The organism is Streptomyces flavalbus (genome assembly GCF_042674625.1).
In the GTDB taxonomy this organism is placed as follows: domain Bacteria; phylum Actinomycetota; class Actinomycetes; order Streptomycetales; family Streptomycetaceae; genus Streptomyces; species Streptomyces flavalbus.
In genome coordinates this window covers 5,156,901-5,173,953 of sequence record NZ_JBHTEB010000001.1, presented here as the reverse complement: position 1 = coordinate 5,173,953, position 17,053 = coordinate 5,156,901, and the positions used below count along the sequence as shown (strand labels likewise).

The window sequence follows — 17,053 nt, the reverse complement described above, 5'->3', positions numbered from 1 at the left end:
TCCCTACCGAGCTTTTTTTGAGCAAAAATTGCAAAGATTGACACCTGGGCGCGCTTGACAGGTGAGATCGATAATCGACAGTTTCCAACGAATCGGACAATTTGCAGGTTTACATGTCCGAAACTTGAGCGCAGCCATACCGATATCCGAACAGCATGGTTCAACTGTCCTGTCTGCCGTTTCTCGGGCACGACGGCGACCCGGCCCCCACCGGGGGGAGCCGGGTCGTCACACCGGGTGGCGTCAGCCGTGCTTGGCGCGGCTCGCGGCGCGGGCGCGCTCGCGGGCGTCCAGGTTGACCTTGCGGATGCGAACGGCCTCGGGGGTGACCTCCACGCACTCGTCGTCGCGGCAGAACTCCAGGGACTGCTCAAGCGACAGCTTGCGCGGCGGGACGATCGACTCGGTCACATCGGCCGTGGACGACCGCATGTTGGTGAGCTTCTTCTCCTTGGTGATGTTCACGTCCATGTCGTCGGAGCGGGAGTTCTCACCGACGATCATGCCCTCGTACACCTCGGTGCCGGGCTCCACGAAGAGCACGCCGCGCTCCTGGAGGTTCGTCATCGCGAACGCCGTGACGGCGCCGGAGCGGTCGGCGACGAGGGAGCCGTTGTTCCGGGTCTGGAGCGGCCCGAACCACGGCTCGAAGCCCTCGTGGATCGAGTGGCCGATGCCCGTGCCCCGGGTCTGGGTGAGGAACTCCGTCCGAAAACCGATCAGTCCGCGCGAGGGCACGACGAACTCCATGCGGACCCAGCCGGAGCCGTGGTTCGACATGTTGTCCATCCGGCCCTTGCGGACGCCCATGAGCTGGGTGACGGCGCCCATGTGCTCCTCGGGCACGTCGATCGTCATCCGCTCGACCGGCTCGTGGACCTTGCCGTCGATCTCCTTGGTGACGACCTTGGGCTTGCCGACGGTCAGCTCGTAGCCCTCCCGGCGCATGGTCTCGACCAGGATGGCCAGGGCCAGCTCACCGCGGCCCTGCACCTCCCAGGCGTCCGGCCGCTCGGTGTCCAGCACCCGGAGGCTGACGTTGCCGATCAGCTCCCGGTCGAGGCGGTCCTTCACCTGGCGGGCGGTGACCTTGCGGTCCTTCACGGCCGCCTTGTTGTCGGCGCCCTTGCCGGTGCCGCCCTTGCCGACCAGCGGCGAGGTGTTCGTACCGATCACCATCGAGATCGCGGGCTCGTCGACCGTGATCAGCGGCAGCGCGATCGGGTTCTCCGGGTCGGCGAGGGTCTCGCCGATCATGATGTCCGGGATACCGGCCACGGCGCAGATGTCACCGGGCCCGGCCTTCTCGGCGGGCTTGCGGGTCAGCGCCTCGGTCATCATCAGCTCGCTGATGCGCACGTTGGTGACGGAGCCGTCGCGCTTCATCCACGCGACCGTCTGGCCCTTCTTCAGCTCGCCCTGCTGCACGCGCAGCAGCGCGATGCGGCCGAGGAAGTTGTCGGCGTCCAGGTTGGTGACGTGCGCCTGGAGCGGGGCGTCCGCGTCGTAGGTCGGCGCCGGGATGTGCTCCAGGATCGTCGAGAAGAACGGCTCCAGGCTGTCGCTGTCCGCCGGGACCGTGCCGTCCTGCGGCTTGGTCAGCGAGGCGATGCCGTCCCGGCCGCAGGCGTAGACGATCGGGAACTCGATCTGGTCCTCGTCGGCGTCCAGGTCGAGGAACAGGTCGTACGCCTCGTTCACGACCTCGTCGATACGGGCGTCCGGCCGGTCGGTCTTGTTGATGCACAGGATGACGGGCAGCCGCGCCTGGAGCGCCTTGCGCAGCACGAACCGGGTCTGCGGGAGCGGGCCCTCGGAGGCGTCGACGAGCAGCACGACACCGTCGACCATCGACAGGCCGCGCTCGACCTCACCGCCGAAGTCGGCGTGGCCGGGGGTGTCGATGATGTTGATCGTGATCGGGTCCCCACCGGCCTTCGGGTGGTACTTCACCGCCGTGTTCTTGGCGAGGATCGTGATGCCCTTCTCACGCTCCAGGTCGTTCGAGTCCATGACCCGGTCGTCGACCTGTTCGAGCTGGTGCGCTGCGAAGGCACCGGCCTGCTTGAGCATGGCGTCGACGATGGTGGTCTTGCCGTGGTCGACGTGGGCGACGATGGCGACGTTGCGGATGTCGTGACGCGTTGCAGTCACAGCCATAGTGCGGCGAACTCCCGGGATGTGAGGACGGCTGCGCGTAGGTCTGCGTTACGCGCGCCCTGCCGGGCTTGACACGCCTCGGCCTTATCCCATGGTACGGGGCGCTCGGGCAAGGGGCCGCGCGGAGGGGCGGGCGGGGGCTCCCGGGACTACGAGCGGGAGGCGGAGGCGCTGGTCGACGCCTTCCCGGACGGGCTCCCCGGTTCCTTCTTCAGGAACCCCATGTCCTCGTACACCGGCGTCCCGAAGCCGAAGGCGCCGACGTTGGCGAGGCCGGACCTGGCGGCGACGAGTTGGGGGCGCTGGTAGAGGGGCAGCGAGCCCGCCGCCGCCCAGATGCGGGCGTCGGCCTTGCGCAGCAGGGCGCGGGACTCGCCCTCGTCGAGGGTGCCGACCGCCTGCTCGAAGAGCTGGTCGACCTGGTCGGTGCCGACGCGGGTGTAGTTCTGCTCGACGTTCAGGGAGCCGTCCGCCGCGGGGACCGGCTTGGCGTAGATCGGGCGGGCGTCGGTCGCGGGGAAGGCCGACGTGGGCCAGGAGTACAGGGCGAGGTCGTACTCGCCGGACGCGATGTGGTCCTTGAAGTAGCCCTCCTCCTCGACCTTGGACACCTCGGTGCGGATGCCGACCCGGTCCAGCATCCGCCGGATCCGCTCGGCCACCGTCGCCAGCGTCTTCGAGCCCGGCCCGGACGGCAGCACGAACCGCAGCGACAGCGCCTTGCCGTCCTTGGCCAGCGGGCCCGGGGCCGACCTGGCGGGGGCCGCGGTGCCCTTCGGGGCGTAGGCGCCGGGGGCGCCGCCCTGCTTCAGGTGCTGCTTGCCGTCCTGCGCGAGTTCCTCGTCGTCGCCGCGGGCCTTGTCGTCCTCGCCGACGATGTAGGTGCCGTCGTCGGCCTCTTCGCTGCCGTCGTCGTCCTTCTTGGGTCCCGCGGCCTTCTCGCCCTTGTCCTTGTCCTTCTTCTCCTTCTTCTCCTTCTCCGTCACCGTCCCCGGCTCCCACCCCGCGTCCGCCAGCAGGGCCCGCGCCTCCTTGGTGTCCTGGCCGCCGAGCGCCCCGCTGCCGTCGGCGTAGGCGGCCTGGCCGGAGAGCGCGACATGGCTGCCGACCGGCTTCGCGGGCAGCCCCAGCGGCTCCAGGACGACGCGGGCCAGCTCCCGCCGGTCCAGCGCCCGCGCGACGGCCCTGCGCACCCGCTCGTCGGCCAGCGGGCCCCCGGCGCCGTTCAGGGCGAGCTGGGTGAACGCGGGCTCCAGGGACTTGCGGACCTCCACGGTGCCCTCGTGCGGGGCGAGCCGCCCGGCCGTCGCCGCGTCGATCTCCGCGACGTCGACCCGGCCCGCCGTCAGCGCGGCGGCCCGCTTCTCGCGCGGGACCTCGCGCAGCACGATCCCGGAGAGCTTCGCGGGCCGCCCCCACCAGCGGGGGTTGCGCGCGAGGCGGACCTCGTCGTCCGCGCGGTCGACCTTCTTCAGGACGAACGGCCCCGCCGTCAGCTTCAACGCGCGCCGCGCGCCCTCGTTGAAGGCGTCCGGCGACCCCATGACCTCCTTGGGGTACAGCGGGGAGAACAGCGACTTCCAGTCGGCGTAGGACCGCTTGAAGGTGACCTTGACCTCCAGGTCGCTGGCCCCGCGCTCGATCCGCTCGATGCGCTCGTACCCGGCGTTGCGGGCGGTCCAGTACGCGCTGTCCCGGCCGGACAGGGCCCGCCACTGGGCGGCGAAGTCCGCGGCGCCGATCTCGCGGCCGTCGCTCCAGACGGCCTGCTGGTTGAGCTTGTAGAGGACGACCTGCTGGGGCTCGGTGTCGACGATCTTGGCCGATTCCAGATAGTCGGGGTTGATCTCCGGGCGCCCCCGCTCCCCCATCCGGTACAGCGACGGCAGCACCGCCTGCGCCACCCGCGTGGTGCCCGCGTCGGCGTCGGCCTGGAAGGCGTTCAGCGTCTCCGGCACGGCGTCCACGGCCCACCGCAGCGTGCCGCCGTCGGCGATCCGGTCCCGGGCGGCGGGCGCGGTGTCCGGTCCGGCCAGCGGCTTTCCCGCGGGGTCCGGGGAGCCGCACCCGGCGAGCGCGGGGACCGCGAGCGCGCCCGCGGTGAGGAAGGCGGCCGAGCGCATGACCGCGCGCAGTCCGACGCCGTGCTGGGACATCTCTGCTTACCTCCGGAGGCCGCGGGCGTTACGATCACTTTGGCGGTTTAAGACGGTATACGGCGGTATATGGAGCTGATCACATCTATGGCGGCCTACTGAAGAGGAAAGGGTTCAGCAGCGGACGGCGACACGACGGCACTCCCGGCGAACCTCACCCGCGCGGCGCAACCACACCCCTGGTGCACCCACGCGCCTCGGCCAATCGGTGCACGTCCCTTCCCAGCGGGTGGTGTGACGCGCAACACTCGCAGGCGCATGAACGTCACCTGAACGTTGCCGCCCACGGCCGCCAGGCCGACGGAAGTGAGGTCACGTCATGTCCGTGCACGAGGAACTCAACTCGGTCCAGCGCTGTCTCGACGACCTGATGAGGTCGGTGAGCCGACTGGAACAGCAACTGGGCAACGGCGGGGTGGACATCCGCCGGGTCCGCGCCGACTGCGCGCACCTGCGCGAGAGCGTGGCGCTGCTGCGGGAGGCGGCGGCCGCCCCGGGCAGCGCCCGGCGCCAGGAGCTGGTCACCATCTCCGACACGCCCTACGACAGCGCCCTGTGGACCGACTCGGACGACGAGGGCCTCGGCGCCCGCAACCGCCACGCGCCGTGACGCCCTGACGCCGTAGACCCGCGCAGCCCTGGCGCCCCGGCACCCCCGACCCGACCGGAGTCCCGACTTGGCCACTGGTACGGAACCCCCGACAACCGAACCCCATCCCCCCGGCGGCGGCGTCCGGTCCGCCACCCGCGCCGCCATCACCGCCCCCCACCTGCGCACCGACCGCTGGTGGCTGGCACCGGCCGTCACCACCGCCGGGCTGCTCGCCTTCATCGTGTACTCCACCTGGCGGGCCTTCGCGAACGCCGACTACTACGTGGCGCCGTACGTCTCGCCCTTCTACTCCCCCTGTCTGGCGGAGAACTGCGAGCCGATGCGGGCGGGGCCCAACTGGGAGCTGTTCGGCGGCTGGTGGGGACTCTCCCCCGCCATCCTGATCCTGATCTTCCCGCTCGGCTTCCGACTGACCTGCTACTACTACCGCAAGGCGTACTACCGGGGCTTCTGGGCCTCGCCGCCCGCCTGCGCGGTGGCCGAACCGCACAAGACGTACAGCGGCGAGACCCGCTTCCCGCTCATCCTGCAGAACACCCACCGCTACTTCTTCTACGCGGCGCTCCTGGTCGCGGGCGTCCTCACCTACGACACGGTGCTCGCCTTCCGCGACGAGGACTACGCGTGGGGGCACATGGGCCTCGGCACCCTGGTCTTCCTCGTCAACATCGTGCTGATCTGGGCGTACACCTTCTCCTGCCACTCCTGCCGCCACATCGTCGGCGGCCAGCTCAAGCACTTCTCCAAGCACCCCGTGCGCTACCGCATGTGGCGCTGGGTGGGGAGGCTCAACGCCCACCACATGGCACTGGCCTGGGCGTCGCTGGTGAGCGTGGCGCTCGCCGACTTCTACGTGTACCTGGTCGCGTCCGGCGCCTTCGACGATCCGCGCTTCTTCTAGTGAGTGGGGCCTTCAGATGACCGTGGTGGAGCGACAGCAGTGGGACGTCGTCGTGATCGGGGCGGGCGGCGCCGGACTGCGCGCCGCCATCGAGGCGCGCGAGCGGGGTGCCCGCACCGCCGTGATCTGCAAGTCGCTGTTCGGCAAGGCGCACACGGTGATGGCGGAGGGCGGCATCGCCGCGGCCATGGCCAACGCCAACGAGCACGACAACTGGCAGGTCCACTTCCGGGACACCCTGCGCGGCGGCAAGTTCCTCAACCAGTGGCGGATGGCCGAGCTGCACGCCCGCGAGGCACCGGACCGGGTGTGGGAGCTGGAGACCTGGGGCGCCCTGTTCGACCGCACGAAGGACGGCCGGATCTCGCAGCGCAACTTCGGCGGCCACGAGTACCCGCGCCTCGCGCACGTCGGCGACCGCACCGGCCTGGAGCTGATCCGCACCCTCCAGCAGAAGACCGTCGCCCTCCAGCAGCAGGACCACAAGGAGACCGGCGACTACGAGTCGGGGCTCAAGGTCTTCCAGGAGTGCACGGTCACCCGCGTCCTGAAGGACGGCGACCGGGTCTGCGGGGTGTTCGCCTACGAGCGTGAGTCGGGCCGCTTCTTCGTGATCGAGGCGCCCTCGGTGGTGATCGCCACCGGCGGCATCGGCAAGTCCTTCAAGGTCACCTCGAACTCCTGGGAGTACACCGGCGACGGCCACGCGCTGGCCCTGCTCGCGGGGGCGCCGCTGCTGAACATGGAGTTCGTGCAGTTCCACCCGACCGGCATGGTCTGGCCGCCGTCGGTGAAGGGCATCCTCGTCACCGAGTCGGTGCGCGGCGACGGCGGGGTGCTGCGCAACAGCGACGGCAAGCGGTTCATGTTCGACTACGTCCCGGACGTCTTCAAGGAGAAGTACGCCGAGACCGAGGACGAGGCCGACCGCTGGTACGACGACCCGGACCACAACCGCCGCCCGCCCGAGCTGCTGCCCCGCGACGAGGTGGCCCGCGCCATCAACTCCGAGGTGAAGGAGGGCCGCGGCTCCCCGCACGGCGGGGTCTTCCTTGACGTGTCGACCCGGATGCCCGCCGAGGTGATCAAACGGCGGCTGCCGTCGATGTACCACCAGTTCAAGGAGCTGGCGGACGTCGACATCACCGCGGAGGCGATGGAGGTCGGGCCCACCTGCCACTACGTGATGGGCGGCATCGCCGTCGACTCCGACACGGCCGCCGCGCGCGGGGTGCCGGGGCTGTTCGCGGCCGGTGAGGTGGCGGGCGGGATGCACGGCTCCAACCGGCTCGGCGGCAACTCCCTGTCCGACCTGCTGGTGTTCGGGCGGCGGGCGGGCTGGCACGCCGCCGAGTACGCGCGGGGGCTGAGCGGTGCCCGGCCGGTCGTGGACGACGCCCAGGTGGACGCGGCGGCCGAGGAGGCGCTGCGGCCCTTCTCGGTGTCCGGCGAGAACCCGTACACCCTGCACCAGGAACTCCAGCGCACCATGAACGACCTGGTCGGCATCATCCGCCGGGAGGCGGAGATGGAGCAGGCCCTGCGGGCGCTCGCCGAGCTGCGGGAGCGGGCCGCGCGGGCCGGGGTGGAGGGGCACCGGCAGTTCAACCCCGGCTGGCACCTCGCCCTGGACCTGCGGAACATGCTGCTGGTCAGCGAGTGCGTGGCGCGGGCGGCGCTGGAGCGCACCGAGTCGCGCGGCGGCCACACCCGCGAGGACTTCCCCGGCATGGACCGCGCCTGGCGGCCCCTGAACCTGCTGTGCGCGCTCACCGACGGCGACGCCGTCGCCCTCACCCGGGAGACCACCGAACCCATCCGCCCGGACCTGCTCGCCCTCTTCGACAAGGAGGAGCTGGTCAAGTACCTCGCCGAAGAGGAGCTGTACGAATGAGCAGCTACGACGCCCACTTCAAGGTGTGGCGGGGGGACGCCGAGGGCGGCGGCCTGGCGGACTTCGAGGTGGAGGTGAACGACGGCGAGGTCGTCCTCGACATCATCCACCGCCTCCAGGCCACCGAGGCCCCCGACCTGGCCGTGCGCTGGAACTGCAAGGCGGGCAAGTGCGGTTCCTGCTCGGCGGAGATCAACGGGCGGCCCCGGCTGATGTGCATGACCCGGATGTCGGTGTTCACCCGCGACGAGACGATCACCGTGACCCCGCTGCGCGCGTTCCCCGTGATCCGGGACCTGGTGACGGACGTCGGCTTCAACTACGCCAAGGCTCGCGAGGTGCCGTCCTTCGTGCCGCCCGCGGACCTCGGTCCGGGCGAGTACCGGATGATGCAGGAGGACGTGGACCGCTCGCAGGAGTTCCGCAAGTGCATCGAGTGCTTCCTGTGCCAGGACACCTGCCACGTGGTCCGCGACCACGAGGAGAACAAGACGGCCTTCGCGGGCCCCCGCTTCCTGATGCGGGTCGCCGAACTCGACATGCACCCGCTGGACGCCGCCGCCGAGTCGGGCCTGGACCGCAAGACCACCGCGCAGGACGAGCACGGCCTCGGCTACTGCAACATCACCAAGTGCTGCACGGAGGTCTGCCCCGAGGGCATCCACATCACGGACAACGCCCTGATCCCGCTGAAGGAACGCGCCGTGGACCGCAGGTACGACCCCCTGGTGTGGCTGGGCTCGAAGATCCGCCGCCGCACGGGCTGAGGCGCTCAGGGGGCGGGCGTGGAGTGCCGTGCCCGTCCCGGGCGCTGGGCCAGGACCTGGATGAACAGGCCCGTCGCGAAGCACGCCATGCTCGCCAGGGCGACGACCGTGTACGTGGTCTCCGGCCCGTCGTACGGCCCGTACGACCCCAGTGACACCGACCCGCCGAGCCCGGCGCCGGCCGCCAGCGTGCCGTACCCGTACAGCCTCGGCCGCAGGACGCGCCCCCGTCCGTACGGCGGCACCCACCCCGTCACGGCCCCGGCCACGCCCATGGCCACGGTGACCACCGCGACCGTCATGGCCGCGCCCAGCAGAATCCCGTACATAGCGCACACCTTCCCAGCCGGGCGGACGCGGCGTCGAGGGTGCGGACGGTAACGGCCGTACTGCTCCCAGTCGCGGGCGGCCATTCCTGGCCATACGCTCCCAAACGTGACGCCATCCTTGATCCGGGGCCGGACGCGGCGGGGGAAGGGCCAGATAGCCGCGCGCATCGCCCAGGGGGTGCTCGGGGGCGGGATAGCGGTGCTGTGGCTGTGCCTGGTGCTGCCGCGGGTGACGCCGCGGGCGGACGGCCCGGTCGCGGGCGCGGTGGCGCGGGAGGAGGGCGGGACGTACACCGCGGACCTGGTGCTGCCGCTGGTGGCCGCGGTGGCGGTGCTCGCGCTCGCCGCCTACGGGTACCTGCGCCGCAACCGGCGCGCGGTGACCCGGACGACGCCCGCCGGGACGGGGGCGGTGGCGGGCGGGGCGCCGCTCACCGACCTGGACGCGCGGGCGTGCGCGGCGCTCGTCGAGGCGGACGACGCGCTGCGCGCCCGCCGCGCGGAACTCGGCTTCGCCGCCGCCCGGCTCGACCCTGCCGACCTGGAGCCGTACGAGCGGGCGGTGCGGGCCGCCGGGACGGAGCTGCGGGCGGCGTTCGCGATCCGGCAGCGCTACGACGGTGGCGTCCCCGGCGACGAGATGGCGCGGCGGCAGGCGCTCGCCGGGATCGTCGGCCGGTGCGCGGAGGCGCGGCGGCGGCTGGACGCGGAGGAGGCCGGGCTTGCGCGGCTGCGCGGCCTCGACCGGGCGCCGGGTGCGGCGCTCGAGGTCGCGGAGGGGCGGTTCCGGGAGCTGGCGGGGCGGACGACGGGGCTGGCGGCGACGCTCGACGCGCTGCGGGAGCGGTTCGCGCCGGGCGCCTCGGCGTCGGTGACCGGGTTTCCGGAACTGGCCAAGGACCGGCTGGTGTCCGCCACGACGCGACTGAACGAGGCCCGGCAGTCCACCGACCTGGGCCAGAGCGACCGCGCCGCCGGGCACCTGCGCGCCGCCGAGGACGCGATCGCCGGGGCCGCCGTCCTCGTCGCCGGGGTCGACCGCCTCGCCGGTGAGCTGACCGCGGCGGCGGCGCTGCTCCCGGCCACGCTGACGGGGGCGGAGGCGGAGCTGGCGGGGGCGCGGGAGCGGGCGGCCGGGGGCGGCGCGGGCGGGGTTGGGGGTGAGGCGGGGGCGGGGAGCAGGGCGGTGCCCGTGGCGGACGTGCCCGTGGCGGAGCTGCGGGCGCGGGTCCGGCAGGCCGACGTGGTGCTGGGTGGCGTACGGGAGGAGCTGACGGCGGGGCGGGCGTACGACCCGGTCGAGCTGCTGCGCCGGACCGTGCGGGCGGTGCTGCCGGTGGCGGACGGGCGGGCCGGGGTGCTGGGGGCCGCGGCCCTGCTGCTGGCGCGGCACGCCACGGCCGCCGCGGACGACTTCGTGGCCACCCACCGGGGCGTGGTCGCCGCCGAGGCCCGCACCCGGCTGGCGGAGGCCCGGCGGCTGCTGGCGCCCGGCCCGGAGACGGACCTCCTCGCGGCCGACGACCTGGCCCGGCAGGCCCGTCACCTCGCGGAGCAGGACGTCCGCCTGCACGGCACCCGTGGCTAGCGGCTCAGAAGAGGCTCAGCAGGGCCTCGGCCGGGTCCGCGAGGGTGGTCTCGCCGTCAGGGAGCGGGAGTTCGAACCAGACCGTCTTGCCGCGCGGGGTGCGCCGGGAGCCCCAGGCCACGGAGAGCAGCCCGACGAGCTGCAGGCCACGGCCGCCCTCGTCGGTGTCGCGGGCGCGGCGGCGGCGCGGCTGGACCAGCCCGGCGTCCCAGACCTCGCAGACCAGCGTGCGGTCCAGCAGCAGCCGGAGTCTGATCTCGCCCTCGCCGTACCGCAGGGCGTTCGTCACCAGCTCGCTGACCAGCAGTTCCGTGGTGTCGACGAGGGGTTCGAGGTCCCAGCTCAGGAGCTGGCCGCGGGCGTACTCGCGGGCCCGGCCGACGCTGCGCGGTTCGCGCGGCAGGGTCCAGTCGCCGACGGACTCGGCGGGCAGGCCCTGGACGCGGGCCATCAGCAGGGCGATGTCGTCCTCGCCGTGGTGGGTGTCGAGGGTGTTGAGGACGTGGTCGCAGACGTCCTCCAGGGGGCGCGCGGGGTCGGTGAGCGCGCCGACGAACGCCTGGAGGCCCTCGTCGAGGGGGTGGTCGCGGCTCTCGACGAGGCCGTCGGTGTAGAGGGCGAGCAGGGCGCCCTCGGGCAGTTCGACCTCGACCTCCTCGAAGGGCTCCCCGCCGACGCCGAGCGGCAGGCCCGGCGGTACGTCGAGCATGAGGGCGGCCTCGTCGGGCTCGACCAGGACGGGCGGCAGGTGGCCCGCGTTGGCGAAGGTGCAGCGCCGGGTGACGGAGTCGTAGACCGCGTACACGCAGGTCGCGAGGTAGACCTCGGACAGGTCGGCCTCGCGGGGGCGGCGGGCGGCGCGGGTGGCCTGCTGGATGCCGCCGGGGGTGCCGAGGCCGCGGGCGATCTCGTCCAACTGGGAGAGCACCTCGGCGGGTTCCAGGTCGAGCTGGGCCAGGGTGCGCACGGCGGTGCGCAGTTCGCCCATGGCGACGGCGGCGCGCAGTCCGCGCCCCATCACGTCGCCGACGACCAGCGCGGTGCGGTGGCCGGGCAGTTCGATGACGTCGAACCAGTCGCCGCCGACCTCGCTGGGCCGCCCGGAGGAGACGTGGCCGGGCAGGTAGCGGCAGGCGATGTCGAGTCCGGAGGCGACGGGGTCGCCGGGCGGGAGCAGGGACCGTTGCAGTATCAGGGCGCGTTCGTGCTCGCGCCGGTAGAGGCGGGCGTTGTCGATGCAGACCGCGGCCCGCGCCGCCAGCTCCACCGCGAGGTCCCGGTCCCGGTCCCCGAACGGTTCGCTGCCCTTGGTCCGGGCGAACTGCGCGAGTCCTACGACGGTGTCGTGGGCGACCATCGGCACGGCGAGGGTGGACTGGACGAGGCCGCCCTCCTCGGCGGGCACCCGGCGCGGCCGGGCGGTACGCAGGGCGTCCGCGCAGGGCGAGTTGAAGGGGTAGTGGTGGACGGCGCCGACGGCGACCTGCTGGCCGCTGCCGTAGAACGGGGCGTCGGAGACGGCGCTGGCGAAGGCGACGCGGCGCAGGTCGGCGCTGCCGTCGGGGAGTCCGGGCGGGGTGCCGTCACCGACCAGCAGGCCCTGGTAGAGGTCGACGGTGGCGAGGTCGCAGAAGCCGGGGACGACGACGTCGAGGAGTTCGCGGGCGGTGGTCTCCAGGTCGAGGGAGTTGCCGATGCGGGCGCCCGCCTCGTTGAGCAGGGCGAGGTTGCGGCGGGCGGCGGCGGCCTCGCGGGCGGCGGCGCGGCGGGCGGTGATGTCGGTGCCGAGCCAGGCGACGCCGATGGGGCGGCCGGTGCCGCTGTGCACGCGGTAGAGGTTGACCGACCAGTGGCGGCGGTCGTCGGAGCCGGGCACGAAGCCCGTGATGTGCATGTCGGTGATGGACTCACCGGTCTCCAGGACCCGGCGCAGGGTGGCCGAAACCCGCTCGGCCTCGCCGCGCGGCAGGTAGTCGTGGACGCCCTTGCCGCGGTGGTCGTCGGGGGTCCCGCCGAAGGTGGACGCGAACCGCTCGTTGGCGCGGCGCACCCGCAGCTCGGTGTCGATGAGCAGGAACCCGAACGGGGATTGGCCGAAAATCGCCTGCGAGGCGGCGAGGTCGGTCTCGATGCTCCGCAGCACGCGGACGTCGACGACGATGCAGACGGCGGCCTTCTCGCCGCCCTCGGCGCGGGTCGGCATGACGTAGATCTCGGCGAGGGCCTCCACCGCGGGCCCGCCGTGCACCGGGTCGGGCAGCCGGACGGGCACGACGCCGGTCCACTCCCGTCCGTCGAGGATCTCGGCCATCTTCCGCTGGCCCTCGGCGCGGTGGTCGGGGTCGATGAACGCCTCGATGGGGTCCAGGCCGACGGCGCGCTCGGCGGCGATCCCGAACAACTGCTCGGCGCGCACGCTCCACTGGTCGACGAGCCCGTCCGGACCGATGGAGAACGACGCCACCTTGACGTAGTCGTACAGCGAACCCGGCGGGCTGCTCTGCCAGATCGCCTCCCCGGCTGACGCGCCCTCAGCGGCGAGGGCGCTGGTGGCCAACGTCCGCGCGGCGTCGGGGGAGTCGACGAGGGGGTCGGCCGGGTGGGCCGCCACGGTACCGGAGTTGACCGTCCCGGCGCGCGGCTCCGCGCCACTCGGGCCCGCCGGGACCGCGGAAGGGTCCGCTGACCCGTCGTCCCTCGCGCCGTCCGACGGGTCCTCGGACTCCGTGGCCTTCGCTGGTATCTCGCTCACGCGAACCGTCCCCTCCAGCTCACCGCGTCCGGCACCGGTCACCGGGTGCGGCTGCCCGCAGTATCCAGCACTACGGCGCCCCACGACACGGTGTTCACGATCACAACACGGTCCTGGTGGTTTTCGGACCGGGCGGTGACAACACTTCCAGTCTTCTAACCAGCGGACACGCCCTCGAATCACGCCGGTCGGCAACCGGTGCCAGCAAGATCCGGCCGCGGTGCCCGCCGCGGCTCACCCGGGCACCGTCAGTTCGAACCACACCGTCTTACCGGTCTCCCCGGGGCGAGTGCCCCAGCGACGGGTGGTGGATGCCACCAGTTGCAGGCCACGTCCGCTCTCGTCGTCCGGCCGGGCCACGCGCTCCCGGGGCGGGTCGGGCAGCGGGTCGGAGACCTCGACCAGCAGCACCCCGTCCCCCGCCGCGGTGTCCGGCCGTACCAGCCGTACGCCGATGGGGCCGGTGGCGTGCCGCAGCGCGTTGGTGACCAGCTCGCTCACCAGCAGGGCGGCGAGGTCGCCGACGCGGTCGAGGTCCCAGCCGTGCAACTGGCGGCGGACCTCACCACGGGCGGCGCGCACGGCGCCCGGGTCCGCGGGGAACGTCCATTCGGCGTGGTCGCCTGCGGTGTCGATCACACCGACCACTTCCCAGCGCATCAGCCCCACCCCCGTACCCCACGTCCGGTTTCGTGTGGTTAAGGAGGACATACCCGATATCAGGGACCCGGTACACCCCGTACGGCGAGCACCTCGCGCACGGCCGGGACGTCCTGGTCGAGCCAGTCGACGTCCCAGATCTCGGCGGGGGTGAGCCAGCGCAGTTCGTCGTGGTCCTCAAGGGGGCGGGGCGCCGCGCTGCCGGGGCGCAGCCGGGCGGTGAGGACCCGCAGCACGTACGGCGGTCTCAGGGGCCACTCCCCCGGGACGGGTGCGCCGGTCTCGGCGTCGACGCCGAGTTCCTCGCGGAGTTCGCGGACGAGCGCCGCCTGGAGCGTCTCGCCGGGTTCGACCTTGCCGCCGGGCAGTTCCCAGCGCCCGGCGACCTCGGGGGGCGCGCTGCGGCGGGCGGCCAGCAGTCGGGCGCCGTCGCCCTCGCCGTCGAGGAGGGCCGCCGCGACCACCACGATCCGTTCGCTCATGCGCCGGAGCCTACGGCAGGTCCGGGTGGCCTCCCGGGCGCTCAGTCCTGTTCGGCCGGGGCCGCCTGGCCGATGCGCTCGACCCAGTAGAGCTGCTTGTGACCGCGGCTGTCGAGGCTGTCGGCGATCTTCTGCGCCTCGGCGCGGGTGGCGTACCGGCCCACGCGGTAGCGATTGCCGTTGTCGTCCTGCCGTATGACGAGCCAGGGGAGAGTGACCGTGCCCTCGTTCATCGCGCCCCTCCCCTTCCCGTCCGCGGCCGGTGCCGTGCCCCACCCTCTAAGGAAACCGCAATCCGCATATGCCCGAGCGTACGCCTTACCTTCACGCTGCGAATACGGCTTTTCACCAAGAGGTACGCAACCGGCCATGCCCCAGGGGGCGCACAGCACCGAACGCGCCGCCCGAAGGACCCGGCGCATCCGGTCAGCGGCATACCGCCGCCCCTTGGGCATCGCGGGGGCGACCTGCGAGAACGACCGGATTGCAGCGCCGGGAGAAGGGCGCGGGCGGGGGCCGGTGCCGGGGGCAACTGCCGTACGGGCGTGCGCGCCCCGCGCGCTGCGTGGGCTACTTCACTGACCTGCCGTGCGCTACCTCACGGGCAGGTGGTACGCCACCCGGTAGCGGTCGGCGGGGATCACCACGTCGGCCGTCTCGACGGCGCGGCCGGAGGCGTAGAAGGTGCGCTGGACGACCAGGACGACATGGCCGGGGACGCCGCCGAGGGCGTGCAGTTCCTCGGCGAGGCCGGGGCGGGCGCCGACCTCCTCGGTGACGTTGTCGACGACGACGTCGATGGCGGCCATCCGCTCGACCACTCCCATGCCGCCGAGCGGGCCCTCCTCGGGCAGCATCACGGGGGTGCGGCCGGTCAGCGCGAGCGGCTCCCAGGAGGTGGAGAGCATCATCGCCTCGCCCGCCTCCCGGAACACGTACCGCGTGCACATCACCTTCTCGCCCGCCTCGATGCCGAGCCGCTCGGCGATGGCGCCGCTCGCCTCGGCCCGCTCGCTGCTGGACTCCCAGGTGCCGCGGACGGTGGCGTCGGCCTGCTCCTGGCGGAAGGGGGTGGCGCCGCCGGAGGGGCGGTAGCCGGAGCGGGCGATCCGGCGGGGCACGGGGCGCTCGCGCACATACGTCCCGGAGCCGGAGCGGCCCTCCACCAGGCCCTCGGCCATCAGCACCTTGCGGGCCTCCAGGGCGACGGTGTCCGAGACGCCGTACTCCTCGCGGATGCGGGCCTGGGAGGGCAGCCGGGTGTGCGGTGGCAGCAGACCGTCGACGATCTTCTTGCGGAGATCACCCGCGACGCGCAGGTACGCCGGCTGCTCACCGAATGTCACTGGCCGCTCCCATCAGGTTGTACAGACAGCCACAGCGTGGCAACCGTGGGTTGGAGCGTGCAAGCAAAGGCCAGGGAATCACCCGATGTGATGACGTGCGGGTGGGAAGGGTTTTACGCGTCCCCCGTCGCCTCCCCGGAGTCCTCCCCGTAGAGGTACGCCGGTGGTGACGTGTCCAGGCCAAGCGCCTCGCGCGCGGTGACGGTCGCCTCACCGTCGTAGAAGCCGTACCCCTCGTCGTAGTGCTCCCAGTACGTCTCCGCGTCGGCGGCCGTGCCCGCCTTGCGCCAGTGTCCGCGCGCGGACTCCAGTTCCGCCAGCAGCGCGGTGAGGGGCTCTTCGGTGTCGGACCGCCAGGTGTGGTCGCGCAGGACGCCGGTCTGCTCGCCGAGCACCTCCTCGACCTCCTTCGCCCACGCCCGGTTCCCCGGCAGGTCGTCCTCGGGGTACTCCTCGGGCTCGGTGTCCAGCACCACGTCGATGGCGTGCGCCGCCTCCAGGTAGGCGAGCTGGTCGGCGTCGAGGTCGCTGCCGTCGTTGCGCAGCGAGCCGGTCAGCGTGCCGCCCTCGTCGGTGTTGCCGAAGACGCAGGTGATCTCCCGGTCACCGAGCCGCCAGCTCTGCGAGGTGGGCGACAGGTAGTAGACGTCGACGTCGTCCGGAACGGCCCAGCTGTCCAGGGCGTAGTCCCCCATGAGGGAGTAGCACCTCTCGTCGGCGATCCCGGTGAGGCGGTCGTCGCCGGGGTAGCCGCCGTCCGGCAGGGTGATGGTCGCGAACACCTCGCCGTCGTGCTCGCCGGAACAGGGCACGGTGTCAACGTCGTAGGTCACCCCCTGGAGGGAGCCGGAGGGGGTGTCGAAGCAGTCGCCCTCGTCCAGCGAGAAGCTCCCGCCGTCCCGCACGCCCTCCTTGACGCCCTCCCAGAAGCTGGTCGCGGCGCCCGTGCCGAGGATCAGCGCCCACAGCAGCACACCGGCCGACGACAGCGCCGTCCCGGTGACGGCCAGCGCCTTGCCGCGCTCGCCCCTGCGCCGGATCTGCGCCAGCGCGACCACCCCGAGCACCAGCCCGACGCCGGGCAGCAGGCACAGCACGCCGAAGACCAGCGAGGCGATGGCGACCCCGTTAAGGGGCGGCTGCGGGGCCGGGGGCTGGTACGGGAAGCCGTACGGGTACGCGTGCGCGTACGGCGGGGGTGGCTGCGGAGCCGGGTACTGGCCCTGCTGGCCCTGCGGGTCCGGGGGCGGGAAGGGCCCCGGGGGCGGAGGAATGGACACGTGTACCGTGCTCCCGGTCGTGACGGTGGCGGGACGCGCGCGCGAGGGGCGTGCGCGGCTGGGCGCATCGTAAGCGGGCGGACGCCGGGGACGCTGGGCCGCCCCCGGGCTGGGGAGGGCCGGGA

The 17,053-nt window shown here is 72.6% G+C and carries 14 protein-coding genes; 5 read left to right on the top strand and 9 right to left on the bottom strand.

Annotation, left to right across the window (positions count from 1 at the left end; genetic code table 11):
* Nucleotides 1–243 precede the first annotated feature (243 nt).
* Nucleotides 244–2,160 carry a translational GTPase TypA gene (gene typA, locus ACFQZ6_RS23370; RefSeq protein WP_381612133.1) on the bottom strand — a complete coding sequence of 639 codons (1,917 nt, stop codon included), beginning with the start codon at nt 2,158–2,160 and terminating at the stop codon, nt 244–246.
* A 149-nt stretch (nt 2,161–2,309) separates the two neighbouring features.
* Nucleotides 2,310–4,316, bottom strand: a complete 2,007-nt coding sequence (locus ACFQZ6_RS23365; protein ID WP_381612132.1) for an ABC transporter family substrate-binding protein — start codon at nt 4,314–4,316, stop codon at nt 2,310–2,312.
* A 319-nt stretch (nt 4,317–4,635) separates the two neighbouring features.
* Between ACFQZ6_RS23365 and ACFQZ6_RS23360 the strand changes: the two genes are divergently transcribed.
* From ACFQZ6_RS23360 to ACFQZ6_RS23345, 4 genes are all read left to right on the top strand, one after another.
* Nucleotides 4,636–4,926 carry a hypothetical protein gene (locus ACFQZ6_RS23360; RefSeq protein ID WP_381612130.1) on the top strand — a complete coding sequence of 97 codons (291 nt, stop codon included), beginning with the start codon at nt 4,636–4,638 and terminating at the stop codon, nt 4,924–4,926.
* A gap of 67 nt (nt 4,927–4,993) precedes the next feature.
* Nucleotides 4,994–5,830: a hypothetical protein gene (locus tag ACFQZ6_RS23355; protein WP_381612128.1), complete on the top strand. Its 837-nt coding sequence runs from the start codon at nt 4,994–4,996 to the stop codon at nt 5,828–5,830.
* A gap of 16 nt (nt 5,831–5,846) precedes the next feature.
* Nucleotides 5,847–7,724, top strand: a complete 1,878-nt coding sequence (locus tag ACFQZ6_RS23350; RefSeq protein ID WP_381612126.1) for a fumarate reductase/succinate dehydrogenase flavoprotein subunit — start codon at nt 5,847–5,849, stop codon at nt 7,722–7,724.
* On the top strand, nt 7,721–8,491 hold the full coding sequence (locus tag ACFQZ6_RS23345) for a succinate dehydrogenase/fumarate reductase iron-sulfur subunit (protein ID WP_381612124.1): 771 nt from the start codon (nt 7,721–7,723) through the stop codon (nt 8,489–8,491). The genes ACFQZ6_RS23350 and ACFQZ6_RS23345 overlap by 4 nt, the downstream gene beginning before the upstream one ends.
* 5 nt (nt 8,492–8,496) lie before the next feature.
* Here ACFQZ6_RS23345 and ACFQZ6_RS23340 read toward each other — a convergent pair whose 3' ends face one another.
* Complete coding sequence (locus tag ACFQZ6_RS23340; protein ID WP_381612122.1) at nt 8,497–8,820, bottom strand: hypothetical protein; 324 nt, start codon at nt 8,818–8,820, stop codon at nt 8,497–8,499.
* 106 nt (nt 8,821–8,926) lie between these two features.
* Between ACFQZ6_RS23340 and ACFQZ6_RS23335 the strand changes: the two genes are divergently transcribed.
* The gene (locus ACFQZ6_RS23335) at nt 8,927–10,408 is read left to right on the top strand and encodes a hypothetical protein (protein ID WP_381612120.1); all 1,482 of its coding nucleotides are present in this window, start codon (nt 8,927–8,929) and stop codon (nt 10,406–10,408) included.
* A 4-nt stretch (nt 10,409–10,412) separates the two neighbouring features.
* Here the strand turns inward: ACFQZ6_RS23335 and ACFQZ6_RS23330 are convergent, their stop codons facing one another.
* From ACFQZ6_RS23330 to ACFQZ6_RS23305, 6 genes are all read right to left on the bottom strand, one after another.
* Nucleotides 10,413–13,202, bottom strand: coding sequence for a SpoIIE family protein phosphatase (locus ACFQZ6_RS23330; RefSeq protein ID WP_381612118.1), 2,790 nt, complete (start codon nt 13,200–13,202; stop codon nt 10,413–10,415).
* 192 nt (nt 13,203–13,394) lie between these two features.
* Nucleotides 13,395–13,820, bottom strand: a complete 426-nt coding sequence (locus tag ACFQZ6_RS23325) for an ATP-binding protein (protein WP_381612116.1) — start codon at nt 13,818–13,820, stop codon at nt 13,395–13,397.
* A gap of 59 nt (nt 13,821–13,879) precedes the next feature.
* The gene (locus tag ACFQZ6_RS23320; RefSeq protein ID WP_381612114.1) at nt 13,880–14,302 is read right to left on the bottom strand and encodes a (deoxy)nucleoside triphosphate pyrophosphohydrolase; all 423 of its coding nucleotides are present in this window, start codon (nt 14,300–14,302) and stop codon (nt 13,880–13,882) included.
* 41 nt (nt 14,303–14,343) lie between these two features.
* Nucleotides 14,344–14,535: an SPOR domain-containing protein gene (locus ACFQZ6_RS23315; RefSeq protein ID WP_381612112.1), complete on the bottom strand. Its 192-nt coding sequence runs from the start codon at nt 14,533–14,535 to the stop codon at nt 14,344–14,346.
* 360 nt (nt 14,536–14,895) lie between these two features.
* Complete coding sequence (locus ACFQZ6_RS23310) at nt 14,896–15,648, bottom strand: GntR family transcriptional regulator (protein ID WP_381612110.1); 753 nt, start codon at nt 15,646–15,648, stop codon at nt 14,896–14,898.
* Nucleotides 15,649–15,761: 113 nt separating this feature from the next.
* A complete protein-coding gene (locus tag ACFQZ6_RS23305) occupies nt 15,762–16,928 on the bottom strand; it encodes a DUF4190 domain-containing protein (protein ID WP_381612109.1) in 1,167 nt (388 codons plus the stop codon).
* Between the last annotated feature and the right edge of the window lie 125 nt (nt 16,929–17,053).